Origin of the sequence: Thermus hydrothermalis (assembly GCF_022760925.1) — a bacterium.
GTDB classification, from domain to species: domain Bacteria; phylum Deinococcota; class Deinococci; order Deinococcales; family Thermaceae; genus Thermus; species Thermus hydrothermalis.
This window is the reverse complement of sequence record NZ_JAKTNT010000017.1, coordinates 37,274-60,011: the sequence shown is the minus strand read 5'-3', so window position 1 is coordinate 60,011 and position 22,738 is coordinate 37,274. Positions and strand designations below refer to the sequence as shown.

22 protein-coding genes are annotated in these 22,738 nt (G+C 68.0%); 13 read left to right on the top strand and 9 right to left on the bottom strand.

From position 1 onward, the window contains the following. Positions 1–147: 147 nt before the first annotated feature. Positions 148–1,125: a GTP 3',8-cyclase MoaA gene (gene moaA, locus L0C60_RS10590; protein ID WP_234507058.1), complete on the top strand. Its 978-nt coding sequence runs from the start codon at positions 148–150 to the stop codon at positions 1,123–1,125. Here moaA and L0C60_RS10585 read toward each other — a convergent pair. Continuing rightward, positions 1,103–1,933: a DMT family transporter gene (locus L0C60_RS10585; protein ID WP_234507056.1), complete on the bottom strand. Its 831-nt coding sequence runs from the start codon at positions 1,931–1,933 to the stop codon at positions 1,103–1,105. The two genes, moaA and L0C60_RS10585, sit on opposite strands and share 23 nt — an antisense overlap. 17 nt (positions 1,934–1,950) lie before the next feature. Here L0C60_RS10585 and L0C60_RS10580 point away from each other — a divergent pair, with 17 nt between their 5' ends. The 5 genes from L0C60_RS10580 to dusA are packed head-to-tail and all read left to right on the top strand — an operon-like array spanning position 1,951 to position 5,747. Further along, on the top strand, positions 1,951–2,943 hold the full coding sequence (locus tag L0C60_RS10580) for a polyprenyl synthetase family protein (protein WP_234507054.1): 993 nt from the start codon (positions 1,951–1,953) through the stop codon (positions 2,941–2,943). A 7-nt stretch (positions 2,944–2,950) separates the two neighbouring features. After that, positions 2,951–3,142, top strand: a complete 192-nt coding sequence (locus tag L0C60_RS10575) for a hypothetical protein (RefSeq protein WP_071676913.1) — start codon at positions 2,951–2,953, stop codon at positions 3,140–3,142. Further along, positions 3,130–3,711 carry a hypothetical protein gene (locus L0C60_RS10570; RefSeq protein ID WP_234507053.1) on the top strand — a complete coding sequence of 194 codons (582 nt, stop codon included), beginning with the start codon at positions 3,130–3,132 and terminating at the stop codon, positions 3,709–3,711. The genes L0C60_RS10575 and L0C60_RS10570 overlap by 13 nt, the downstream gene beginning before the upstream one ends. A 1-nt stretch (position 3,712) precedes the next feature. Continuing rightward, positions 3,713–4,735, top strand: coding sequence for a 4-hydroxy-3-methylbut-2-enyl diphosphate reductase (gene ispH, locus L0C60_RS10565; protein WP_234507050.1), 1,023 nt, complete (start codon positions 3,713–3,715; stop codon positions 4,733–4,735). After that, positions 4,728–5,747: a tRNA dihydrouridine(20/20a) synthase DusA gene (dusA, locus tag L0C60_RS10560; RefSeq protein ID WP_234507049.1), complete on the top strand. Its 1,020-nt coding sequence runs from the start codon at positions 4,728–4,730 to the stop codon at positions 5,745–5,747. Before ispH ends, dusA begins: the two co-directional genes overlap by 8 nt. Here the strand turns inward: dusA and L0C60_RS10555 are convergent. The 6 genes from L0C60_RS10555 to glgC are packed head-to-tail and all read right to left on the bottom strand — an operon-like array spanning position 5,652 to position 10,604. Next, positions 5,652–6,287 (bottom strand): tetratricopeptide repeat protein, encoded by a 636-nt coding sequence (locus tag L0C60_RS10555; RefSeq protein ID WP_267962718.1) that lies wholly within the window; start codon positions 6,285–6,287, stop codon positions 5,652–5,654. The genes dusA and L0C60_RS10555 overlap by 96 nt on opposite strands. Position 6,288: 1 nt before the next feature. After that, positions 6,289–7,602, bottom strand: a complete 1,314-nt coding sequence (locus tag L0C60_RS10550) for a glycogen synthase (RefSeq protein WP_234507045.1) — start codon at positions 7,600–7,602, stop codon at positions 6,289–6,291. Beyond that, complete coding sequence (locus L0C60_RS10545; RefSeq protein WP_234507043.1) at positions 7,599–7,970, bottom strand: gamma-glutamylcyclotransferase family protein; 372 nt, start codon at positions 7,968–7,970, stop codon at positions 7,599–7,601. Before L0C60_RS10545 ends, L0C60_RS10550 begins: the two co-directional genes overlap by 4 nt. Continuing rightward, entirely contained in the window at positions 7,970–8,644 is a 675-nt protein-coding gene (locus L0C60_RS10540; RefSeq protein WP_234507042.1) for a response regulator transcription factor, read from the bottom strand. The genes L0C60_RS10545 and L0C60_RS10540 overlap by 1 nt, the downstream gene beginning before the upstream one ends. Positions 8,645–8,670: 26 nt before the next feature. Continuing rightward, a complete protein-coding gene (locus tag L0C60_RS10535) occupies positions 8,671–9,357 on the bottom strand; it encodes a SagB/ThcOx family dehydrogenase (RefSeq protein ID WP_243092739.1) in 687 nt (228 codons plus the stop codon). Between the two features lie 2 nt (positions 9,358–9,359). Further along, positions 9,360–10,604 carry a glucose-1-phosphate adenylyltransferase gene (gene glgC, locus L0C60_RS10530; protein WP_243092738.1) on the bottom strand — a complete coding sequence of 415 codons (1,245 nt, stop codon included), beginning with the start codon at positions 10,602–10,604 and terminating at the stop codon, positions 9,360–9,362. 68 nt (positions 10,605–10,672) lie between these two features. Between glgC and L0C60_RS10525 the strand changes: the two genes are divergently transcribed. Beyond that, positions 10,673–12,763 carry an AAA family ATPase gene (locus L0C60_RS10525; RefSeq protein WP_243092737.1) on the top strand — a complete coding sequence of 697 codons (2,091 nt, stop codon included), beginning with the start codon at positions 10,673–10,675 and terminating at the stop codon, positions 12,761–12,763. Here L0C60_RS10525 and L0C60_RS10520 read toward each other — a convergent pair. Further along, positions 12,760–15,063: a penicillin acylase family protein gene (locus L0C60_RS10520; RefSeq protein WP_234507035.1), complete on the bottom strand. Its 2,304-nt coding sequence runs from the start codon at positions 15,061–15,063 to the stop codon at positions 12,760–12,762. The two genes, L0C60_RS10525 and L0C60_RS10520, sit on opposite strands and share 4 nt — an antisense overlap. Positions 15,064–15,122: 59 nt before the next feature. Here L0C60_RS10520 and L0C60_RS10515 point away from each other — a divergent pair, with 59 nt between their 5' ends. Genes L0C60_RS10515 through L0C60_RS10490 form a run of 6 tightly spaced genes read left to right on the top strand, consistent with a single transcriptional unit; the run spans position 15,123 to position 21,490 of the window. After that, complete coding sequence (locus L0C60_RS10515; RefSeq protein WP_234507033.1) at positions 15,123–16,253, top strand: M24 family metallopeptidase; 1,131 nt, start codon at positions 15,123–15,125, stop codon at positions 16,251–16,253. Between the two features lie 25 nt (positions 16,254–16,278). After that, complete coding sequence (locus tag L0C60_RS10510; protein WP_234507031.1) at positions 16,279–17,211, top strand: ribose-phosphate diphosphokinase; 933 nt, start codon at positions 16,279–16,281, stop codon at positions 17,209–17,211. Between the two features lie 3 nt (positions 17,212–17,214). Then, the gene (locus L0C60_RS10505) at positions 17,215–17,928 is read left to right on the top strand and encodes an alpha/beta hydrolase (protein WP_234507029.1); all 714 of its coding nucleotides are present in this window, start codon (positions 17,215–17,217) and stop codon (positions 17,926–17,928) included. Then, positions 17,918–18,481, top strand: a complete 564-nt coding sequence (locus tag L0C60_RS10500) for a DUF72 domain-containing protein (protein ID WP_234507027.1) — start codon at positions 17,918–17,920, stop codon at positions 18,479–18,481. Before L0C60_RS10505 ends, L0C60_RS10500 begins: the two co-directional genes overlap by 11 nt. Beyond that, positions 18,478–20,370, top strand: a complete 1,893-nt coding sequence (gene speA, locus L0C60_RS10495; protein WP_243092736.1) for a biosynthetic arginine decarboxylase — start codon at positions 18,478–18,480, stop codon at positions 20,368–20,370. Before L0C60_RS10500 ends, speA begins: the two co-directional genes overlap by 4 nt. Positions 20,371–20,413: 43 nt before the next feature. Continuing rightward, the gene (locus tag L0C60_RS10490; RefSeq protein WP_243092735.1) at positions 20,414–21,490 is read left to right on the top strand and encodes a GGDEF domain-containing protein; all 1,077 of its coding nucleotides are present in this window, start codon (positions 20,414–20,416) and stop codon (positions 21,488–21,490) included. Positions 21,491–21,530: 40 nt separating this feature from the next. On the opposite strand, the gene metK is transcribed toward L0C60_RS10490, so the two are convergent. Continuing rightward, positions 21,531–22,709 (bottom strand): methionine adenosyltransferase, encoded by a 1,179-nt coding sequence (gene metK / locus L0C60_RS10485; RefSeq protein WP_234507183.1) that lies wholly within the window; start codon positions 22,707–22,709, stop codon positions 21,531–21,533. Between the last annotated feature and the right edge of the window lie 29 nt (positions 22,710–22,738).

Below are 22,738 nucleotides of genomic sequence, written 5' to 3'. Positions count from 1 at the left end.
CACGACCTTGCCAAGGTCGGGGTCGCGGGTTCAAGTCCCGTCTCCCGCTCCAACCATAACCCCCAGGTTTACATACCTGGGGGTTTGTCTTTTTAGGCACCTTGTGGGCTTGGGGTTGGGGTAGTATAGTCCCCCAAAGGGGGCAGGATGAAGCTACTGGATAACTACGGCCGCCTTCTCAAGGACTTGCGCATCTCCGTCACCCCCCGGTGCAACCTGCACTGCCTCTACTGCCACCCTTTGGGCCTCGAGGTCCAAGAACCCCCCGGCATCCTCACCGTGGAGGAGGTGGACCGCTTCCTGGAGGCGGCCTCCCTCCTCGGGCTTTCCGCCGTGCGCTTCACCGGCGGGGAGCCTTTGGTGCGCAAGGAGCTTCCCGAGATGATCGCCCGAGCCCGGGCCAAGGAGGGGATTGAGGACGTGGCCATCACCACCAACGGCCTCCTCTTCCCCAAACGGGCCAAGGAACTGGTGGCGGCGGGGCTCAACCGGGTGAACATCTCCCTGGACGCCATCACCCCCGAGGTCTTCACCCGCATCACCCGGGGGGGCAAGGTGGAGCGCGTCTTGGAGGCCATAGAAACCGCCCTGGAACTGGGGCTCCACCCGGTAAAGCTGAACGCCGTGGTCATCCGCGGGATGAACGAGGAGGAAGTGGTGCCCCTCGCCGCCCTCTCCCTGGAGCGCCCTTTGCACGTGCGCTTCATTGAGTACATGCACCTGGACAACTCCGACCCCGAGGAGTACCGCCGCCGCTTCGTGAGCGGCCAAGAAACCCGCTCCCGCATAGAGGCGGTCTACGGACCCTTGGAACCCGTGCCCCACGACCCCTCCTCCCCCGCCCGGGTCTTCAAAATCCCGGGGGCCCAGGGCACCCTAGGCTTCATCAACCCCGTGACCGAGCCCTTCTGCTCCCACTGCTCCAGGCTTCGCCTCACCTCGGACAAGAAGCTCCGGCCCTGCCTCCTCACCGACCTGGAGATGGACATCTCCTGGGCCTTCGCCGCAGAAAACCCGGTGGAGGCCCTCATAGACGCCATCCTCATCGCCACCAACCGCAAGCCCGCCTTCGGGAACACCCTGCCCACGTTGCGCAAGCGGGTCATGCTGGGGATCGGCGGATAGCCAAGAAGGTGGCGAGGATGACCAAAAAGGCTCCCAGGAGGCCCGAAGGCCCCAAGCGCTCCCCCAGGAGCAAAAAGGCGAAAAGGGTGGCCCAGACGGGCTCTAAGGTGTAAAGGATGGCCGCCTGGGGCGCCGGGACGCGGCGTTGCCCCCAGGTTTGCAACCAGGTGGTGAGGGCGGTGGCCACCACCCCTAGGTAGAGCACCGCCCCCCAGGGTACCCCCTCCAGGTGCACCCCTTCTCGGAGGGCCCACGGGAGGGCCAAAAGGGCGGTGCCCAGGACCTGGATGGCGGTGAGGGGCAAGGAGGGGTAGGCCTTGGCGTGGACCTCGAGGCGCACGATGTAAAGCGCATAGGTCAGGGCGGTGAGAAGGGTCCAGAGGTCCCCCACGTTGAGGGGGGGCTGCCTGGGGTCGTAGGAGAGGAGGCCCACCCCCAAAAAGGCGAGAAGGGCGGCAAGCCAAACCCCCCGCACCCGGCGCCCCGCAAGGCTTAGGAGGAGGGGCACGAGGACCACGTTCAAGGCGGTGATGAAGGCGCTCCGGCTCGCCGTGGTCCAAACGAGGCCCACCGCCTGGGAGGCGTAACCCAAAAGGAGCCAGAAGGCGAGTTCAAGTCCCGGGCCCCAGATGCCCTTGGGGAGGCGCAGGGCAAAGGGGAGGAAAAAGGCGCTCGCCACCAGGAAGCGAAGGAGCACGAGGAGGCTTGGGGCCATCTCCCCCACCGCCCCCTTCACCACCACGAAGGTGGTGCCCCAGATGAGGGTGACGAGGTTGAGGGCGAGGAGGCCTGCGGCTAACCCGCGCATGGCCTAAAGTGTATAGCATGACGCCCGCGCCCCATGAGGTGCGAAAGGCCCTAAAGGAGCGCCTCCTCGCCCACCTGCGCCACCAAGACCCCGCCTACGAGGCCCTCCTCCAGGACTACCCCAGGCGGGGCGGAAAGATGCTTCGCGGCCTCCTCGTCTACTACAGCAGCCTCGCCCACGGGGCGGGGCACGAAGCGGCCCTCCTTTTGGCCACCGCATTAGAGCTTTTCCAAAACTGGGTCCTGATCCACGATGACATTGAGGACGGCTCCGAAGAGCGCCGGGGCCGCCCCGCCCTGCACCGCCTCTACCCCATGCCCCTCGCCCTGAACGCCGGGGACGCCCTCCACGCCGAGATGTGGGGGCTGTTGCTGGAGGGGGTGGAAAAGGGGCTTTGGGACGGAAGGGTCCTCCGGGAGTTCCACCAGGTGGTGCGCCGCACCGCCTACGGGCAGCACCTGGACCTCTCCTGGACCCTCGAGGGCCGCCTGGACCTCGCCCCGGAGGACTACCTGGGGATGGTGGCCCACAAGGCCGCCTACTACACCGCCGTGGCCCCCTTGCGCCTGGGGGCGCTCCTTGTGGGCCAGGACCCGCCCAAAGCTTACGAGGAAGGCGGCTTGAAGCTGGGCGTGGCCTTCCAGATCGTGGACGACGTCCTCAACCTGGAAGGGAATGAAGCCTACGGCAAGGAGCTCGCCGGGGACCTCTACGAGGGCAAGCGCACCCTGATCCTCCTCCGCTTCCTCCAAGGGGCAAGCCCGGAGGAAAGGGAAAGGGCCGAGGCCCTCCTGCGCCTCCCCCGGGAGGAAAAGCCCGAAGGGGAGGTGCGCTGGCTTTGGGAAAGGCTAAGCGCCTCAGGAGCCGTGGCCTTTGCCAGGGAAGAGGCCAAGAGGCTAGCCCAAGAAGGCTACGCCGCCCTCCTGCCCCATCTGGAAACCCTCCCCGTGCCGGAAGCCCGCAGGTACCTGGAGGACATCCTGGGCGCCCTGGTGGAGCGCAGGGCATAATGGGGCCATGCAGGGGGTGCGCTTTAAGGTTATCACGGGAAACGACCAGGACATTTTCCAAGAACGGCTCAACCGCTTCGTGGAGGAGTTGCCGGAAAACGTGGTCCTGGTGGACGTGAAGTTCTCCGTGGCCGAGGGCCCCTCTCCCCTCTTCGCCGCCCTGGTGCAGTACAAGGAAGTGGAGGCGTGGAAGGAGTAGAGGACTTCCGCTTCTTCCTCGCCCTCCACGGCGAGGCGAGCCGGGAAAGGGTACGGGCCCGTTTCCCCGCCCTGGCGCCCCTCCTTCGGGCCCTGGGGGAGGAGCTCGTGGTCCAGGGGGAAACCTTCCGCCTGGCCCGCCCCTTGCGCCTCTCCTGGTTCGCCCCCCTCTTCCGGGAGCGCTACCCCCTCCTTCCCGAGGGCGAAAGGGCCTTGGCCCTGGAAAGGCTTCTGGAAGCCGCCTTCGCCTCGGCGGAAGCGGGCGAGCCCTTGGTGGAGGGGGAAGGCCTCTTGCGGGCGGCCCGGGCCTTTCAAGAAGGGAGCCAGGCCCTCCTCCAAGGGGACGCCCGGACCGCCCTCCACCGCTATGGGGAAGGCCTGGGCCTCCTGGAACAGGCGGGCCTGCCCTTCCCCGCAAGCGCCCTGGCCCTTTTGGCCCTGGCCCAGGAGGCCTTCCGCCCAGGGGGCAAGGGCAAGGAAACCGCCAAGAAGGCCCTTGCCCGCGCGCAAACCCCTTTCGCCAAGGAGATGGCAGCCCAGCTCCTAAAGGCGGAAGGCCCGAGCGCCTAGAATGGAGGGCATGGACGGGGGGCTTGAGCGCCTCTACCTGGCGCGGCCTCGAGGCTTCTGCGCCGGGGTGGTGATGGCCATTGAGGCGGTGGAGCGCTGGGCGGAGGCCTTGCGGGACCAAGGGGAGCTGGTGGTCTACCACGAGATCGTCCACAACCGGGTGGTGGTGGAGCGCCTCAGGGCCAAGGGGGTCCACTTCGTGGAGGACCTAGCGGAACTGGAGCGCCTGAGGCGGGAAAGGCGGCTTGCGGGCACCCTGGTCTTTTCCGCCCACGGCCACCCCCCTGCCGTGCGCAAGAAGGCCGCCGAGATGGGCTTCCACATCCTGGACGCCACCTGCCCCCTGGTCACCAAGGTGCACACGGAGGCCCGGCGCTACGCCAAGGAGGGGTACTGGATCCTCCTCGTGGGGGACTCCGCCGACCACCAGGAGATCAAGGGCACCTACGGGGAGGCCCCGGAGCGGACCATCCTGGTGGCGGTGCACACCCACGTGGGCAAGGACCCCCGCCTGGCCGATCCCCGCACGGTGACGGTGCCCGACCCCGAAAGGGTGGTGGTCCTCACCCAGACCACCCTGAGCGTGGACGACACCCTGGCCACCATAGAAATCCTGAAGCGCCGCTTCCCCAAGCTGGTGGTCCCCGCCCGCAAAGACCTCTGCTACGCCACGCAGAACCGCCAGGAGGCGGTGAAGCGCATCGCCCCCAGGGTGGAGGCCTTCCTGGTCCTCACTAGCCCCCATTCCTCCAACGGGATGCGGCTTTTGGAACTGGCCCAGGAGCTCACGGGCCGGGCGTACCGCCTGGAACGCCCTGAGGAGCTCCGCCCCGAGTGGCTTTCCGGGGTGAGAAGCCTCGGCCTCACCTCCGCCGCCAGCACCCCCGAGGATCTGGTGCAGGAGGTGGTGGCCCGCCTAAGGGCGGCCAACCCGGGGCTTTTGGTGGTGGAGGAAGGGGAGTGGGAGCACATCAGCTTCCGCGAGCCCAGGCCCATCCCCCCGGAGGAGGTCTTGGGTGCTTGACCTGAGGCTCTCCGTGGCCCCCATGGTGGACCGCACGGACCGCCACTTCCGCTTTTTGGTGCGCCAGGTGAGCCTTGGGGTGAGGCTCTACACCGAGATGACCGTGGACCAAGGGGTCCTAAAGGGCAACCCCGAGCGCCTCCTCGCCTACCGCCCCGAGGAACACCCCATCGCCCTGCAGCTTGCGGGCAAGGACCCCGAGCGCCTGGCCCAGGCGGCGCAGGTAGGGGAAGCCTTCGGCTACGACGAGATCAACCTCAACCTGGGCTGCCCCTCGGAGAAGGCCCAGCAAGCCGGTTATGGGGCCTGCCTCCTCCGGGACCCCGTGCGGGTGGCGGCCATGGTCCAGGCCATGGCCGAGGCGGTGCGGATACCGGTCACGGTGAAGCTGCGGCTTGGCCTCGAGGGCCAGGAAACCTACCCGGAACTCGCCCGCCTGGTGGAGGGCCTGGCGGAGGCGGGGGCCAAGGCCTTCATCGTCCACGCCCGAAGCGCCCTCCTCTCCCTCTCCACCCGGGCCAACCGGGCCATCCCCCCCTTGCGCCACGAATGGGTCCACCGCCTAAAAGGGGACTTCCCCCACCTCCTTTTCGTCCTCAACGGGGGCCTGCGCACCCTGGAGGAGGCCCTGGCCCACCTGGACAAGGTGGACGGGGCCATGCTCGGCCGGGCGGTCTACGAGGACCCCTTCGTCCTGGAGGAGGCGGACCGGAAGGTGTACGGCCTAAACCGCAGGCCAAGCCGCCTAGGGGTGGCATGGCGGATGCGGGCCTACCTGGAGGAGGAGCTCTATAGGGGCACGCCGCCTTGGGCCGTGCTCCGGCACCTGCTAAGCCTCTTCCGGGGAATGCCCGGAGGAAGGCTTTGGCGGCGCATCCTCGCCGAAGGGCGCTCCCTCCAGGCCCTGGACCAGGCCCTAAGGCTTATGGAGGAGAAGGTAGGCGAGGAGGGCAAGGAGGAACACCCACACCCAAAGGGGCACCCGCTTCCTTCGCACCCGCTTGCCGGTTAGGGGGTCCAGGGCGGGCGGGGGGGCCATCTTGAGCCGGGTGGCCCGCTTCATGTGGGCCACCATCTTGTCCAGGTCCCCTTTCCGCTTGTAAAGGGCGGCTAGGTTCTCGTGCAGGAGAGGGTCTTCCGGGGCAAGCCTTAAAGCCTTTTGGTAGAGGTCCAAGGCCGCCTCTAGCTCGCCCCGCTCCAGGTAGAGCGTTCCCAGGTTGGTGAGGGCCCGGTGGTGCTCGGGGTCCAAGGCCAGGGCCTTTTGGAAATGGCCCTCCGCCTCCTCCCGCCTCCCCTCCCCCACCGCCCGCACGCCCAAAAGCACCTCCCGCTCCGCTAGGAAAAGGGGGTCTTCCAGGCGCTCGGGGGCCTCTTCCAAAAGGGCAAGCCCCGCAAGGAGCCTTTCCCTTAGCCCCTCGGGGAAGCCCTCGGCGTAGGCCCGGGCGGCGGCGTAGTCCTTGGCCCTCAGGAGGGCGAGGAAGCGCAAGAGGGCTTCCGCCTCGCTATCCCCCGCCAAGGCTTTAGCCTTAAGCTCCGCCACCACGCCCCCCATCCTAGCCCAAGGCGCGGCGGTAGACCTCGAGGTAGGCCCTCGCCGGCTTCTCCCAGGAAAAGTCCTTCCCCATGCCCCTAAGCCCCAGGGGCTCGGCCCCGAGGCGGAAGAGGCGCAAGACCCCGTAGAGAAGGCCTTCCGGGTGATAGCTCTGGAAGAGAACCCCGGTCTTTCCGTCCTCCACGGTGTCCTTTAGCCCCCCCACCGCCCGGGCCACCGGGGGGGTGCCGTAGCGCTGGGCGATCATCTGCACCAGGCCGCAGGGCTCAAAGCGGCTCGGCACCAAGACCGCCTCCGCCCCGGCGTAGGCCAGGCGGGCCAGGGCCTCATCGTAAGCGGGGACGAAGCGCACCCGCCCTGGGTTTTGCGCCTCCGCTTCCTGAAAGGCCTGCGCCAGGGCTTCCTCCCCCACCCCCTGGACGTAGAGGCTGAAACCGAGCTCCCAAAAGCGGGGCAGGGCCTCCAGGACCAGGTCTAGGCCCTTCTGGGGGTCCAGGCGGCCGATGTAGGCGAGAATGGGGGGCTTTAGGCCGCTTCTTTGGCGGAAGGCCTCCCGGGCGAGGGCCTTGCCGGAGGGGTCTTCCCGGGAGTAGGGGGTGGGAAGGTGGGGGTCACGGGCCGGGTCGTAGACCTCCAGGTCCAGGCCGTTCAGGATGCCCCAAAGCTTGTCCGCATGCTTGCGCAGGACCCCGTCCAGGCCCATGCCGAACTCCGGGGTCTGGATCTCCTGGGCGTAGGAGGGGCTCACCGTGGTCACGGCCCGGGCGAAGACGATCCCCCCCTTCATCAGGTTCACCTTCCCGTGGTACTCCAGGGCCTCCATGTGGAATAGGCTCCAGGGAAGCCCCGTGAGGAAGAAGAAAAGGCCCGGGTCCACTAGGCCCTGGTGGGCCAGGTTGTGGATGGTGTAGACCGTGGGGGCGTAGAGGGCGAGGAGGGCCGCCGTCCAGTCGTGGGCGTGGACCAGGTCAAAGCCCCGGGCCACCTCCGCCGCCGCCCGGGCGAAGCGCAGGTAGCGCTCGGGGTCGTCGGGGTAGCCGTAGACCCGCTCCCGGTCAAAGCCCTCCACCCCCAGGAGGAGGAAGCGCACCCCCCCTTCCCACCCCTCCCCCAAGGGCGCCCGGGCCTCCTTCCCGGCGAAGGGGAAGCGCACCTCCCCCACCCCTCGGGCGGCGAGGCCCCGGTGCCAGGGAAGGAGGAGGGTAGCCTCCACCCCGAGGGGCTTTAGGGCCTTGGGCAACGCCCCCACCACGTCGGCGAGCCCCCCCACCTTCACCAAGGGGTACGCCTCGGGGGCCACGAAGAGGACCCTCATGGGGGCCACACCCCCTTAGGGAGGGGAAGGGCCCCCTCCAGGTCCAAAAGGTAGAGGTAAGCCCAGGCCTCCATGGGGCCCTCCTCCGTCTGGACCAGGATGCGCTCCCTCCGGTACTCCTCCCCTTCCTCCTCGAGGGCATCCAGGAGGGGTAGGGCCTCCTCGGGAAGGAAGAGCACCTCCCCGTACACCCGCCCCCCTCCCGGGACCATGGCGGGGTAGGCGTAGGGCCTGTCCCTGCCTGGGGGGAGGTGGTAAAGGGCAAAGCCCTCGGCGTACCCGGGGACGACCCTTTGCACCCTTCCCGCCACCAGGGCGTGGTTCCTCTCCCCCCGCTTGAGGGTGCCGTAGACGAAGACCCGCTCCACTACTCCCCCAGGAAGCGGTACCCCACCCCCACCACGGTTTCAATGAAGCGGGGGGCGTGGGGGTCGTCCTTGAGCTTCTTGCGGAGGAGGCGCACGTAGGCGTCCACCACCCGCTCCGAGCCCTCAAAGTCCCCACCCCAGACCCGTTCCAAGAGCTCTTCCCGGGTGTACACCCGTCCGGGCACCTGGGCTAAGGCGAAAAGGAGGCTGAGCTCCGTGGGGGAAAGCTTGAGGGGCTCCCCTTCCAGGTAGGCCTTGCGGGCCTCCAGGTCTAGCTCCAAAGGCCCAAAGCGCCGCCTCCCCTCCTTCCCTGCCCGGCGCAGGAGGGCCTTGATGCGGGCGAGGAGTTCTTTGAGGGAAAAGGGCTTGCCCAGATAGTCGTCCGCCCCTTCCAAGAGCCCCTCCACCCGGCTATCCTCATCGGCGCGGCCCGTGAGGAGGAGGACGGGAAGGAGGGGGTCCAGGTCCCTGAGGGCCTTGAGGACCTCGAGGCCCTCCATGTCCGGCAGGCCCCGGTCCAGGACCACCAGGTCCGGCTTGCCCCCTTCAAAGGCCTTCGCCAAAGCCTCCTTGCCCGTGCGGGCCCAATCCACCGCCAGCCCTTCCCTTTCCAAAAACCGCTTCACCAACTCCCCCACCTGGGGGTCGTCCTCCACCAAGAGAATGTGCGCCATAATCCCTTCCCAAATACGCCTTTCCCTTACCGCCCAAGCAGAATAACCACCCCCGGGTACTCCCCCTCGGGCAAACCCAGAAGCCGGGCCACAGCCTCATCGTAAAAGGTTTCCGCCGGATATGCAGCAAGCCCCAGGCCCACGGCGGCGAGGAGGACCAGGCCTGCGGCGTAGCCGGCCTCCAAAAGGGCGTACCGGTAGCCCCGGAGGCCAAAGAGGGCCTCGCTCCTTTCCGGAACCAAGGTCAGGACCAAAAGGGCCGCCGCCCGCTCCGGGGAAAGCCCAAAAAGGGCCTCGGCCCAGGCCCCCGCCTCCGCCTTGGAGGAAAGCTGGAAAAGCTGGTGCTCCTTGGGAAAGTAGTGGTAGACCCCGGGGAAGACCCCTTCCACCCTGAGGGCCACCAGGTAGGCCTCCAAGGGGTAGGCCTCGCCGGCGGAGGGGAAGCCCCGAAGCCCCTCCCGCTCCGCCAAGGGGAGGAGGAGCTGGGAGAGGTCCTTTAGGGTAATGGCGGCCCCCACCTCGGGCAAGGCGGGCTTGAGGTGGGCCAGGACGCGGAAGAGGGGCGGCCCCCCCTCGGGCCGCAAGGAGGGCAGGGCCTGGGTTTCCAGGGGGTTGGCGTAGACCTTGGCCTTGGGCTTGCGCTTTAGGGGAAGCTCGTCCCCCGGGTAGAGGCGGGAGAGGCGGTAGAAGAGCTTGCCGGGATGCTTCTCCATGGCTAGAAGCGGTACCCCTTGGGCACCACCACCACCCCTTCCGGGGTCACGGTGAAGCCGCGGGCCCGGTCGGCCTCGAGGTCGTAGCCGATCTCCGTGTGGGGCGGGATCTTCACGTTCTTGTCAATGATGGCGTTTTTGATGCGGCAATAGCGCCCCACCTCCACGTCGTCAAAGAGGACGGAGCGCTCCACCAGGCTATAGGAGTTCACCCGCACCCGGCGGAAGAGGACGGACTCCCGCACCGTCCCCCCGCTCACGATGACCCCGCCGGCGAGGAGGCTATTCAGGGCCCGGCCCACCCGCTCCCCCGTCTCGTGGACGAACTTGGCCGGGGGGCTGAAGAGGTTCGCCGTCCTGAGGGGCCACTCGGGGTTGAAGAGGTCAAACTCGGGGATGACCTTGACCAGGTCCATGCTGGCCTCAAAGTAGGCGTCCAAGGTCCCCACGTCCCGCCAGTAGAGGTTGGGCCCCTCCTGGCCGGGGATGGGGTTGCGGTGGAAATCGTAGGCGTAGACCCGGTACCCCTCCTTGAGGGCGCGGGGGATAACGTCCTTGCCGAAGTCGTGGGAGCTGGCCTCGTCCCGGGCGTCCGCCTCCAAAAGCTCAAAGAGGGCCTCGGTGCGGAAGATGTAGTTGCCCATGGAGGCCAGGGCCAGGTGGGGCTTGGCGGGCAGGGGTTTGGGGGTCTTGGGCTTTTCCTGGAACTCGGTGATGCGCCACTCCTCGTCCACCTGGAGGACGCCGAAGCGGCTCGCCTCCTCCACGGGCACGGGGTAGGCGGCGATGGTGATGTCCGCCCGCTTCTCGTAGTGGTACTCCACCATGTGGCGGACGTTCATCTTGAAGATGTGGTCCCCGCCGAAGATGGCCACCGCCTCGGGGGCATGGTTTTGCACCAGGTGCAGGTTCTGGTAGATGGCGTCCGCCGTGCCCCGGTACCACACGGGCCCAAGCTCCTCGTACCGGTACATCTGGGCGGGGACGAGGAGGATGAAGTGGTCCTCCAGAAAGGCGCCAAAGCGCCAGTAGCGCTGGATGTGCTCCGTGAGGGACTGAGCCTTGTACTGGGTGAGGACGTAGATGGCGTAGATGCCGGAGTTCACGAAGTTGTTGAGAACGAAGTCAATGATGCGGTACTTGGCCCCGAAGGGCACGGCGGGCTTGGCCCGCTTGGCGGTGAGGGGGTAGAGGCGGCTCCCCTGCCCCCCCGCCAGAATCATCCCCAGAACCTCCACCTTGACCATGCCGTCCCCCTTTGGGCGTAGTTTACCCTAGGCCAAAGGGACCCGGGTCCCGGGTATAGTGGGGGCCGATGCGGGTTCTCCACCTCGCCTGGTTCACCCCGCCCACGAGGCCCAAGCCCGCTCCTCCCTTCTTCGGCCAGGAGCGGGCCCTAAAGGCCCTGGAAAGCGCCTTCCGCCAAGGGGGGCACGGCTACCTGGTGGGGCCGAGCGGCCTGGGCAAGCGCAAGCGCCTCCTCGCCTACCTGGAAGGCAGGCCCTTCCCCAAGGAAGAGCTCGTCTACCTCCCCTTGGGGGAGGAGGCCTTTCCCCTGCTCCTGCCCGAGGGGGAGGGCCGGGCCCTGGTGGAGGGCGTGGAAGCCCTCCTCGCCGAGTTCACCCCCGCCCTCTTCCGGGAGAAGGGCTTCCTCTACGCCAAAAGCCTGGTGGAAGCCCGCTACGAGAAGGAGGCGGAAGCCCTCCTAAAAGCCCTGGCGGAGGAGGCCAAGGAACAGGGCTTCACCCTCGAGGCGGAGGAGGGCGGCTTTACCCTTTCCGGCCAAGGCCCCCTGCCCCCTGAGCTTTCCGCCAAGCTGGAGGAGACCGTCCTGGCCTACGTGGACCTGCGGCAAAAGGCCCAAGCCCAGGTGGCCGCCCTCAGGCGGGGCTTCGCCGAGCGGTTCCTCCTGCCCAAGGCGCAGGAACTCAAGGCCCGCTTCCTCCAAGCGGGGCGCTATTTGGATTGGCTTCTAGAAAATCTCCTGCGCGCCGCGGCGCTAGAGGAGGATCTAGAGGCGGAAAAACTCCTCCCCCGCCTCCTGTTGGCCGGGGGGAGGCGGGTGGTCCACGAGCCCAACCCCACCCCGGAAAGGCTCTTCGGCCACCTGGAGTACGAGGTGCGGGAAGGCGCCCTCACCACCCACCTGGGGCTTTTGCGCCCCGGGGCGCTCCATCGGGCCACGGGGGGGGTCTTGGTCCTCGAGGCGCACCGGGTCCTGGAGCTTGGGAGCTACCCCCTCCTCAAGCGGGCCCTGGCCACGGGGGAGGTGGAGCCCCTCGCCCCCCGGCCCGAGGTGAGGGGCCCGAGGCTCAAGCCCGCCCCTCTCAAGGCCCAGGTCTTCCTGGTGGGCCCCCCGGAGGTCATGGCCTTCCTGGAGGAGGACGAGGAGTTTTTGGAGCTATTCCCTTTCCGGGTGGAGTTCGCCCCGGAAATCCCCTACACGGAGGAGAACGTGGCCTACCTGGGGGGGTTTTTGGAAGCGGAAGGGATCGCCCTCACCCCCGAGGGGCTCGCTGCCTTAGCGGACGAGGCCCGGCGCATGGCGGGGCACCGGGAACGGCTGGACGCCCGCCTCTTCCGCCTCCTGGACCTGGCCAAGGAGGCGGAGGCCCACCGCAAGCCCCTGGACCGGGAGGCGGTGCGAAGGGCGCTTCGGGACCGGGAGGAGCGGTTTGGCCTCGAGGAGGAGCTCTACCTGCAGGACCTCAAGGAAGGCGTGGTGGCCCTGGAGGTGAAGGGGGAGCGGGTGGGGGAGGTGAACGGCCTCGTGGTGGTGGAGGGCCCCTGGCCCACGGGGCGCCCCGTGCGCATCACCGCCCAGGCCGGCCCCGGGCGGGAAGGCATCCTCTCCATTGACCGGGAGGTGGGCTTGGGCGGCCAGGTCTTCCACAAGGCGGTCCTCACCCTGGCGGGCTACCTCCGGGGGACCTACGCCCAGATCGGGGCCCTTTCCGCCACGGTGAGCCTGGTCTTTGAGCAGAGCTATGGCGGGATTGAGGGGGACTCGGCGGGGCTTGCCGAGCTTTTGGCGGTGCTCTCCGCCCTTTCGGGCCTTCCCCTGAGGCAGGACCTGGCGGTGACCGGGGCCATAGACCAGACGGGCCGGGTCTTGGCGGTGGGGCGGGTGGCGGAGAAGGTGGAGGGCTTCTTCCGCGTCTGCCAGGCCCTGGGGCTCACGGGTACCCAAGGGGTCGTCCTCCCCAAGGCCAACCTCCCCCACCTCACCCTGCGGGAGGAGGTGGTGGCGGCGGTGGAGAAGGGAATGTTCCACCTCTACGCCGTGGAGGGGGTGGACGAGGCCTTAGAGCTCCTCTTCGGCCGCAAGGCCTACTGGGTGCACGAGAAGGTGCGGGAAACCCTGGCCCACTTCCAGAGCCTGGAAAACGGGGAGGAAAAGGGCTAGCGGCCGGGCTCCAGGAGGAGGGTCTTCCCCTCGCCGGCAAAGGCCATGGGGAGGTACTCCCCCTTCGCCCAAAGGGGGAGAAGGTCGGCGTAGTGGGGGGAGAGGGGGTGGCCCGACTGGCCCATGGGGTGGACGAAGAGGGAGCCCTCGGGGTTGGAGAGGTCCACGATCTGGCGGTAGCTTGGCCCCTTGTCCATGGTGAGGGCCTGGGGGTCAAAGGGGCCCACGCTCACCGTGTACCGGTCCCCCCCGAAGGCCACCTGGCGGTCGGAAAGGCGCCGCAAGGGGGTGTGGGTGAGGACGAGGTGGCGGAAGGTGGCCCGGTGGACCTCGCCCCAGGTCTTGGCCTTAAGCGCCTCCTTGCGGTCCAAGGCCCTTTCCAGGGCCAAGGCGGCGTAGTCCAGGCAGGTTTCCGGGTACTCGGTTTCCGGCTGGTCGCAGTTCTTGTCCCCCTCCTTCAGGGCCTTTAGGAGGTAGCGGGGCTCGTCCCAGTACGCCTCCCCCACCTCCCGCTCGGGAAGCCGGGTGAGTTCCGTGTACCAGAGGGCGAAGACCAGGGCCTCCTCCGAGGCGGGCGCCATGGTGCCGTCCCAGGCGAGGAGCCTGTCCCGCCAGGCGCGGGCCCGCTCGGAAAGGGGGTTTAGGGCCTCCAGGGCCGGGCGGAAGTCCCGGAAGAGGAGGCTCTTCTGGTCCTGCTGGATGGCCTTCATGTCCTCCAGGGTGAGCTTTTCTTTGGCCTTAAGGAGTTCCAGGATGCGCTCCGCCCGGTAGGGCTCGGCCCAGTCGTAGGTGAGGGCGTAGGGGAAGCCCTTGGGGGTCACCTTGTGGTTGGCGGTGACGAAGAGGCCCTCCTTGGGGTTGAGCGCCATGGGCCAAGCCTCGGGCTTCCGGTAGCCCTGCCAGTCCCACTCCCCATTTCCCGGCACGGGGACCATGCCCGTGTGCCCCTCCTTGCGGATGGGGAACTTCCCGGGGGCGATGTAGCCGATGTTGCCTTCAGTATCGGCGTAGACGAAGTTCTGGCTAGGGGCGGAGTAGTGGGCCAGGGCCTTCCTAAACTCGTCCCAGTTCTTAGCCCGGTTAATGCCCAAGAAAGCCATGAGGATGTGGTCCTCCGGGTCCAGGCTCACCCAACGGAGGGCCATGGGGGTCTTGGGGGGGTCCTTTAGGGCGTCGGTGATCACGGGGCCGTAGACCGTTTCCCGCACCTTAAGCCTTTCCTCCCTCCCCCCCTTGATGCGGACCACCTCCTCCCGCACCCGGTAGGGGAGGACCTGGCCCCTATAGCGGTAGCCGCCCCCCGTCTCCTCCAGGAGGTAGAGGTCCTGCACGTCCGCCCCCACGTTGGTCACCCCCCAGGCGATGCGCTCGTTGCGGCCGATGACGATGCCGGGAACCCCGGGCAAGGAGGCGCCTATAGCCCGGTAGCCGGGGGCCTCGAGGGCCATGAGGAACCAGAGGGAAGGGGCCTGGAGGCCTAGGTGGGGGTCGTCCGCCAGGAAGGGCTTCCCCGTGGCGGTACGGCTTCCCGAAACCACCCAGTTGTTGCTGGCCTCGAGGAAGCGGGGCGGGGCCATGCGGAGGAGGGCGCTTGGGGCCTCCTCCCGCTTTAGGGGAAGCCGCAGGTCCTCGGCACTTAGCACGGTGGGGGCGTCCTCGGGGTAAGGGGGAAGGAGCTCTAAAAGCCTTTCCGGGCTCACCCCCCGGGCGAGGAGGCGGTGGCGGAGGAGCTCTTCCTCCCAGTTCCCGGAGAGGTCAAAGCTCATCATCTTGGCCCAGACCAAGACGTCGGGACCCCGCCAGGGCTCGGGGCGGAAGCCGAGGAGGGCGAACTCGGGGGGCAAGGGGGCCCCCGAGGCCAGGAAGGCGTTCACCCCGGCCACGTAGGCGTCCACCGCCTCCTTCTCCTCGGGGTAAAGCCTTTCGTAGGCGCTCTTTGCCGCCTGGTAAAACCCCCAGGTGCGCAGGAACCGGTCCTGGGCCAGGGTGGCCTCCCCCAGGACCTCGCTCAAGCGCCCCTGGCCCACCCGCCTCTGGAACTCCATCTGCCAAAGCCTCTCCTGGGCGTGGACGAAGCCTTGGGCGAAGAAGAGGTCCTTTAGGCTTCCCGCCCTTATCCGCACCACCCCGTGCCGGTCCCGCACCACCTCCACCGGGGCGGAAAGCCCCTTTAGGGCCATGCGCCCCTCCACCCGGGGCAAAGAGGCCCGAAGGTAGACGAGGCCGCCCACGCCCCCCAAAAACCCAAAGGCCACCAGGCCCACCAGGAGCCAGGCCAAAACCCGCAAGAAGCGTTTCATACTTGGTGGCAAGCATACCACGCTTCCCAAAACCCGCCTCGAGGCGGGAGGATAGGGGCATGGAGCTTGCCCGCATCCAGGAGGCCTTAAGGGAGGAGCGGCTAGACGGCTGGCTCCTCTACACCTTCGGCCAAAGCAACCCGGTGGCCCTCGAGGTCCTGGGCCTAAGCGGCCTCCACCTCACCCGCCGCCTGGCCTACCTCGTCCCTCGGGAGGGGGAGCCCACCCTCCTCTGCCACGCCATTGAGGCAAGCCTCCTCCCCCCGTTGCCCGGCAGGCAGCGCACCTACCACACCTGGGAAGGCTTCCTCGTGGGCCTCAGGCAGGCCCTGGAGGGAGCCCGGCGGGTGGCCTTGGAGTACGTCCCGGGCGGGGCCATCCCCTACCTCTCCCGGGTGGACGGGGGCACCTTGGACCTGCTGCGGGGCTTGGGGTTAGAGGCCGCCTCCTCCTGGCCCCTCCTCCTCCTTTTCCAGACCTGGGGGGAGGAGAAGCTCCAAAGCCACCGCCGGGCGGCCTCGGGGCTCGTGGCCGCCAAGGAGCTCGCCCTAAGCTTCCTCCGGGAACACCCGGAGGCCACGGAGAAGGCGGTGCAAGGGGTCCTGGTCCGGGCCCTGGAGGAGAGGGGGCTCGTCTTTGACCACCCCCCCATGGTGGCCTTCGGGGAAAACACCGCCAATCCCCACCACGCCCCCACGGAAAGGCCCCTTCGGGAGGGGGACGTGGTCCTCTTGGACCTCTGGGCCAAGGAGGCGGGCGGGGTCTACGCCGACATCACCTGGATGGCGGCGTTTAGGGCACCGGAGGCGGCCCACCAGGCCTTCCAAAAGGTGGTGGCGGCCCGGGAGGCCGCCCTTCGCTTTGTGGCGGAGGCGTACCAAAAGGGGCGCTACCCCAAGGGCTTTGAGGTGGACCGGGTGGCCCGCCAGGTCCTCCTGGAAGGGGGGTACGGGGGCTACATCCGCCACCGCACCGGGCACAACCTGGGGGAGGAGGTGCACGGGTCTGGCCCCCACCTGGACGACCTGGAAACCCACGATTTCCGCCCCCTGGTGCCGGGGCTCGCCTTCACCGTGGAGCCCGGGCTTTACCTGGAAACCTTCGGCGTGCGCACGGAGGTGAACGTCTACCTGCACCCCACGGGGCCCGAGGTGACCACGCCCAAGCAGGCGGCGCTTACCCCGCTATAGGGGGCGTGGTATCTTGGGGGACGGCATGGACCGCCCCCTTCTGATCTTTTCCGGCCAGTCCAACCGCCCCTTAGCCCAGGCCATCGCCGAGGCCCTGGGCCTTCCCTTGGGCAAAAGCACCACCATCCGCTTCGCCAACGACAACCTCTTCGTGCGTTACGAGGAAAGCCTCCGGGAAGGCGACGTCTTCATCGTCCAGTCCCTCACCCCGCCGGTGCAGGACCACCTGATGGAGCTCCTCATGATGATTGACGCCGCCAAGGGGGCCAGCGCCGCCCGGGTCACCGCCGTCATCCCCTACTTCTCCTACGCCCGGAGCGACAAGAAGGACGCCCCCCGCATCTCCATCGCCGCCCGGCTCATCGCCGACCTCCTGCAGACGGCGGGGGCCGACCGGGTCCTCACCATGACCCTCCACTCCCCCCAGGTCCACGGCTTCTTCAAGGTACCCGTGGACCACCTCTCCGCCGAACCCGTCATCGCCAACCACTTCGCCACCCGGGTGGACCTGGAAAACGCCGTGGTGGTGGCCCCGGACGCCGGGGACATCAAGCGGGCGAGCTCCCTCGCCCGCAGGCTGGGCCTGCCCTTGGCCTTCATTGACAAGGAGCGGGTTTCCGACACCGAGGTGCGGGTGCGGATGCTGGTGGGGGAGGTGGCGGGGAAGACCGCCCTCATCGTGGACGACGAGATCTCCACCGCCGGGAGCCTGGTGGAGGCGGTGGAGGCCCTCCTCCAAGCGGGGGCCAAGGAGGTCTACGCCGCCGCCACTCACGGGGTCTACGTGGGCCCCGCCCTGGAGCGCATCGCCAAGAGCCCGGTGAAGGAGGTGGCGGCCACGGACACCTGCCCCCCCAAGGAAGGCCCCAAGCTCAAGACCCTCACCGTGGCCCCCCTCTTCGCCGAGGCCATCTGGCGCATCCACCGGGGGGAGTCGGTGTCTAGCCTCTTCACCTAAGCCATGCGGGAGGAAACCCTCACCCTGGCCGGGCTTCCCGTCCTGGCCCACGTGCCCGAAACCCCCCAGGCCCTCCTCCTCGCCCTCCACGGCCTGCAGGGCTCCAAGGAGCACATCCTCTCCCTCCTTCCCGGCTATGCCGAACGGGGGTTTTTGCTCCTGGCCTTTGACGCCCCCAGGCACGGGGAAAGGGGAAGCCCCCCTTCCGCCAAAAGCCCCCGCTACGTGGAGGAGGTCTACCAGGTGGCCTTGGGCTACAAGGAGGAGGCTTGGGCCGTGGCGGAGGAGGCCAGGCGGCGCTATGGCCTTCCCCTTTTCCTCGCCGGGGGGAGCCTGGGGGCCTTCGTGGTCCACCTCCTCCTTTCGGAAGGCTTCCGGCCCCGGGCGGCCCTGGCCTTCATCGGCTCGGGGTTTCCCATGAAGCTCCCCCAGGGGCAGGCGATCCAGGACCCCAGGGTGGAGGCCCTCTACCAAGCCCCTCCCGCCCTCCAGGGGGAGGCCTACGGCAACGTCCCCCTTTTGCACCTCCACGGCACCAAGGACCTCATCGTCCCCCTGGCCCGCATGGAAAAGACGGTGGAGGCGCTCAGGCCCCACTACGGGGAAGGCCGCCTGGCCCGGTACGTGGAGGAGGGCACGGGCCACACCATCACCCCCCTCATGGCCCGGGTGGGCCTGGGGTTTCTGGAAGCCTGGCTGGAGGAAGGTGCTCCTTAAAGGGCTCAAGGGCTACAAGGGGTATCCCGGGGGGTTCAAGGCCTACCGCCGGGCCTTCCCCACGGTGGAGCTTTCCTGGTGGCACCGGGTGGGGGACCCCAGGACCATAGGCCGCCTGCGGGCCCTCGCCCCCCCGGGCTTCCGCTTTAGCGTCTTTGGCCACAAGCACCTCGCCTTCCGCCCCTCGGGGGAGGAAAGGCGGGTTTTGCGCCGCTTCCTCAGGCGCTTCCGCCTCTTCGGGGACAAAAGGGGGGCGGTGCGGCTTTGGGTGCCGGAGGAGGTGCCGCCCGAGAGGTTTCGGGACTGGCTGGACCTCCTGGAGGAGGTGGAAAGGGAGCTTGGGCCCACGCCCCTCGCCTTCCAGGCGCCCGAACCCTTACGTCCCCTCCTTCGGGAACGGGGGCGGGTGGTGGTGAACGAGCCCGGGGGGACTTTCCTCTACCTGGTGGACCCGGAGGGCCCCTTGCCCGAAGGGGAGGGTTACCTCTACGTGAGCCCTTCACAACCCGGGCCTTCCGCCCTACACTCAAGGGCGGAGGTTGACCCGGATTGAAGACGGCCAGGCGCTTTTCCCCCAAAGAAGCTGAGGAGATCTACCTGGTGCCCTACTGGGGCGCGGGGTTTTTCCGCGTGGGCCGGGACGGGGAGCTGGAGGTAACCCCCTTGGGCCCCGAGGGCCCCGCCGCCTCGCTTTTGGAGATCGTGGAGGCCCTGAGGGACGAGGGGAGGCCCTTGCCCTTGGTGCTCCGCTTTCCCCAGATCCTCGAGGCCCGCGTCCGCGAGCTCAACGAGGCCTTCCGCCGGGCCATGGAGAAGTACGGCTACACCGGGGGGTACCGGGGGGTTTACCCGGTAAAGGTGAACCAGCGCCGCCTGGTGCTGGAAACGGTGGCCAAGGCGGGAAGGCCCTACCACTACGGCCTCGAGGCGGGGAGCAAGGCGGAGCTCGCCCTCATCCTGGCCCAGGACCTCTCCCCAGAAGCCCTCATCACCACCAACGGCTTCAAGGACGATGACTTCATCCGCCTGGCCCTCATGGGGCGGAAGCTTGGGCGGAACGTGGTCATCACCCTGGAGAAGTTCGCCGAGCTCCCCCGGGTGGTGCGGCTTTCCAAGGAGCTCGGGGTGAAACCCCAGATCGGCATCCGCTACAAGCTCAAGGCCAAGGGGGCGGGCCAGTGGGAGGCCTCCGGGGGGGAGAACGCCAAGTTCGGCCTCACCACCCCGGAGATCATCCGGGCGGTGGAGATCCTGAAGGAGGAAGGCCTCCTGGACACCCTGGTCATGGTCCACGCCCACATCGGGAGCCAGGTGACGGACATCCGCCGCATCAAGATGGCGGTGCGGGAAGCGGCCCAGACCTACGTGCAGCTCAGGAAGCTCGGGGCGCCCCTCGCTTACCTAAACCTGGGCGGGGGCCTGGCCGTGGACTACGACGGCTCCAAGACCAACTTCTACGCCTCCGCCAACTACACCCTCCCCGAGTACGCCGAGGACCTGGTCTACGTGACCAAGGAGGTGGTGGAGGCCCAGGGCGAACCCCACCCCACCCTGGTCACGGAGTCGGGGCGGGCGGTAACCGCCTACCACCAGGTCCTCGTCCTGGAGGTGATTGACGTCATCACCCCTCCGGGGGAGAAGCGCCCCGAGCCCCCGCCCGAAGAGGCCCACCCCTTGGTCAAGGAGCTTTGGGAAAGCCTGCAAAGCTTAAGCGCCAAAAACTTCCGCGAGGTCTACCACGACGCCTTCGCCGACAAGGAAACCCTGCAAACCCTCTACGATTTGGGCTTGGTGTCCCTGCGGGACCGGGCCTTGGCGGAGGAGATCTTCTACCACATCGCCCGGCGGGTATACGGCATCGTGCGGGAGCTTCCCTACGCCCCCGACGAGTTTGAGGACTTGGAAAAGCTCCTCGCCGACAAGCTCGTGTGCAACTTCTCCATCTTCCAAAGCCTCCCCGATGCCTGGGCCATCCACCAGCTCTTCCCCATCGTGCCCCTCTCCCGCCTCCACGAGCCCCCCACCCGCCAGGCCACCTTGGTGGACATCTCCTGCGACTCCGACGGCAAGATAGACCGCTTCATTGACCTCCACGACGTGCGGCAAAGCCTCCCCGTCCACCCCATCCGCCCCGGGGAGCCCTACTACCTGGGGGTCTTCCTGGTGGGGGCCTACCAGGACGTCCTCGGGAGCAACCACAACCTCTTCGGCCAGGTGGGCGAGGCCCACGTGGTGGTGGACGAGGAGGGTTTTGCCATTGAGCGCTTTATCCCCGGGGAGACAGCGGAAAAGGTCATTGAGAAGATGGGCTTTTCCTCCCGGGAGCTCTTCCAGGGGGTGGAACGCCTGGTGCGGCAAAGCCGCCTCTCCCCGGCGGAGAAGGGAGCTTTCCTGGAGCGGTACGTGCGGGAGCTCCAGGGGTACACCTACCTGGAGGACTAGGGCGTTAAGGCCCCGTTAAGGGGGGTCCTGCCAGGATGGGGGCATGGGCCTATCCAGGGAGCGGTACACTGGGATTAGCTTGCAGCCCACCCTCGAGCTTCTGGACCCCCTAAACCCCCTCCGCAGGCGGATGGCCCTCGGGCTTTTGCCCTTGGGGGCCATCCTCGCCCTGGTGGCCCTCTTCACCTCCCAAAGGACAGAGCTAGACCCCGTGGACCGGGTCTTCCTGCCCGTTTTGGCCCTGGGCTTCGCCCTCCTTGCCGCCTCCCTTTGGTTCCGGCCCCGCTCCGCCTCCTGGGCCCTGCCCAGCGCCCACGCCCTCATCGCCCTGTACCTCCTCGCCACCCTGGCCTACCAGCTCCTCTTCCGCCCGAACCCCATGGGCCTCTCCCCCGCCGCCTTCTGGGTGCCCTTCGTCTACTTCAGCAGCTTCCTCTTCTTCCAGACCCGGCAGGCGGTGCGCCTGGCCCTCCTCTACCTCCTCACCCTCCTCCTCCTTTCCCTCCTGGGCGCTTTCCGCGGCCACTTCCAACCGGAACACGTGAACGCCCTGGCCCAGTTCTTCGGGGCCAACCTGGCGTATGTGGGCCTCCTCTACATGCTGGTCCGGATCAAGGAGGGCTACCTCGAGGCCCAACTGGACGCCTATACCGACTTCCTCACGGGCTTGCGCAACCGCCGCTATCTGGAGCTTATTTTGGAAAGGGAGCTATTCCGGGTGCAGCGCTACGGCCGCCCCCTGGCCCTCATCACCCTGGACCTGGACGGGTTCAAGGCGGTGAACGACACCTTCGGCCACGAGGCGGGGGACCGGGTGCTCAAGGCCTTGGCGGAGTGCCTGGAAGGGCACATCCGCCAAAGCGACCGGGCGGTGCGCCTTGGGGGCGAGGAGTTCGCCGTCCTCCTGCCGGAAACCGAACTCCCCCAGGCCCTGGCCCTAGCGGAAAGGCTCCGCCAAGGCGTTGCGGCCCTAAAGGTCCCCCCGGTCCCCAGCCTTTCCGCCAGCTTCGGCGTGGCCCAGGCCGCCCCCACGGACTCCCCCCTCTCCCTCCTCAAGCGGGCGGACGAGGCCCTTTACCGCGCCAAGCGGAAGGGCAAGAACCGGGTGGAGATCGGCTAGGCCCCCCGGGCAAGGTCCCGGGGGGCCCGCAAGGCAACGCCTAAAGGCCCGCTTCCCGCCGCAAAGCCTCCACCCGGTCCGTCTCCTCCCAGGGGAAGCCGGCGCGGCCGAAGTGGCCGTAGGCGCTCGTGGGGGTGTAGATGGGCCTGAGGAGGTCCAGCTCCTCAATGATGGCCAAGGGCCTCGGGTCAAAGACCTTCTTGGCGATCTCCGTGAGCTTCTCGTCGGGCAAAATGCCGGTGCCAAAGGTTTCCACCCTTAGGGAAACCGGCCGGGCCTTGCCGATGGCGTAGGCGAGCTCCACCAAGGCCTTCCGGGCAAGCCCCGCCGCCACGATGTTCTTGGCCATGTAGCGGGCGTAGTAGCTGGCGGAACGGTCCACCTTGGTGGGGTCCTTGCCGCTGAAGGCCCCGCCCCCGTGGGGCACCGCCCCCCCGTAGGTGTCCACGATGATCTTGCGCCCGGTGAGGCCGGTGTCGGCGTGGGGGCCCCCCAGGATGAAGCGGCCCGAGGGGTTGATGAGGTACTCCGTTTCCCCCTCCTTCAGGTACTCCGGAGGGATGGCCTGGCGCACCACCTCGCGGATCAGGTCCTCCCTAAGCTGCTCCTGCTCCACCTCGGGGGAGTGCTGGGCGGAAACCACCACGGTCTTCACGTAAAGGGGCTTGTCCCCCTCGTAGACCACGGTGACCTGGGCCTTGCCGTCGGGGCGCAGGTAGGGGAGGAGCCCGGTCTTCCGCACCTCCGCAAGCCGCATGGTGAGGCGGTGAGCCAGGGTGATGGGGAGGGGCATGAGCTCGGGGGTCTCGTCGGTGGCGTACCCGAACATGAGCCCCTGGTCCCCCGCCCCGGTGCGGTCCAAGGGGTCCGTGGACTTCAGCACCCGCCACTCGTAGGAGAGGTTGACCCCCCCGGCGATGTCCGGGGACTGCTCGTCAATGGCGGTGAGCACGGCACAGGTGTCCGCGTCAAAGCCGTACTTGGCCCGGGTGTACCCCACCTCGCGCACCGTCTTGCGCACCAGGTTGGGGATGTCCACGTAGCCTTCCGTGGTGATCTCCCCCGCCACGAAAACGAGCCCGGTGGTGACCAAAGTCTCCGCCGCCACCCGGGCCTTCTTGTCCTGGGCGATGAGGGCGTCCAGGATGGCGTCGGAGATCCGGTCCGCCAGCTTATCCGGGTGCCCTTCCGTGACCGACTCGGACGTGACCAGCCGCAACTTGCGCACCTCCTTTGTACCCGCCCCCT

What these genes read in the sequence shown, in the direction of transcription:
- moaA (WP_234507058.1), top strand. Translation starts at nt 148, where the DNA reads ATGAAGCTACTGGATAACTACGGCCGCCTTCTCAAGGACTTGCGCATC.
- L0C60_RS10585 (WP_234507056.1), bottom strand. Translation starts at nt 1,933, where the DNA reads ATGCGCGGGTTAGCCGCAGGCCTCCTCGCCCTCAACCTCGTCACCCTC.
- L0C60_RS10580 (WP_234507054.1), top strand. Translation starts at nt 1,951, where the DNA reads ATGACGCCCGCGCCCCATGAGGTGCGAAAGGCCCTAAAGGAGCGCCTC.
- L0C60_RS10575 (WP_071676913.1), top strand. Translation starts at nt 2,951, where the DNA reads ATGCAGGGGGTGCGCTTTAAGGTTATCACGGGAAACGACCAGGACATT.
- ispH (WP_234507050.1), top strand. Translation starts at nt 3,713, where the DNA reads ATGGAGGGCATGGACGGGGGGCTTGAGCGCCTCTACCTGGCGCGGCCT.
- L0C60_RS10555 (WP_267962718.1), bottom strand. Translation starts at nt 6,287, where the DNA reads ATGGGGGGCGTGGTGGCGGAGCTTAAGGCTAAAGCCTTGGCGGGGGAT.
- L0C60_RS10550 (WP_234507045.1), bottom strand. Translation starts at nt 7,602, where the DNA reads ATGAGGGTCCTCTTCGTGGCCCCCGAGGCGTACCCCTTGGTGAAGGTG.
- L0C60_RS10540 (WP_234507042.1), bottom strand. Translation starts at nt 8,644, where the DNA reads ATGGCGCACATTCTCTTGGTGGAGGACGACCCCCAGGTGGGGGAGTTG.
- L0C60_RS10535 (WP_243092739.1), bottom strand. Translation starts at nt 9,357, where the DNA reads ATGGAGAAGCATCCCGGCAAGCTCTTCTACCGCCTCTCCCGCCTCTAC.
- glgC (WP_243092738.1), bottom strand. Translation starts at nt 10,604, where the DNA reads ATGGTCAAGGTGGAGGTTCTGGGGATGATTCTGGCGGGGGGGCAGGGG.
- L0C60_RS10525 (WP_243092737.1), top strand. Translation starts at nt 10,673, where the DNA reads ATGCGGGTTCTCCACCTCGCCTGGTTCACCCCGCCCACGAGGCCCAAG.
- L0C60_RS10520 (WP_234507035.1), bottom strand. Translation starts at nt 15,063, where the DNA reads ATGAAACGCTTCTTGCGGGTTTTGGCCTGGCTCCTGGTGGGCCTGGTG.
- L0C60_RS10515 (WP_234507033.1), top strand. Translation starts at nt 15,123, where the DNA reads ATGGAGCTTGCCCGCATCCAGGAGGCCTTAAGGGAGGAGCGGCTAGAC.
- L0C60_RS10510 (WP_234507031.1), top strand. Translation starts at nt 16,279, where the DNA reads ATGGACCGCCCCCTTCTGATCTTTTCCGGCCAGTCCAACCGCCCCTTA.
- L0C60_RS10505 (WP_234507029.1), top strand. Translation starts at nt 17,215, where the DNA reads ATGCGGGAGGAAACCCTCACCCTGGCCGGGCTTCCCGTCCTGGCCCAC.
- L0C60_RS10490 (WP_243092735.1), top strand. Translation starts at nt 20,414, where the DNA reads ATGGGCCTATCCAGGGAGCGGTACACTGGGATTAGCTTGCAGCCCACC.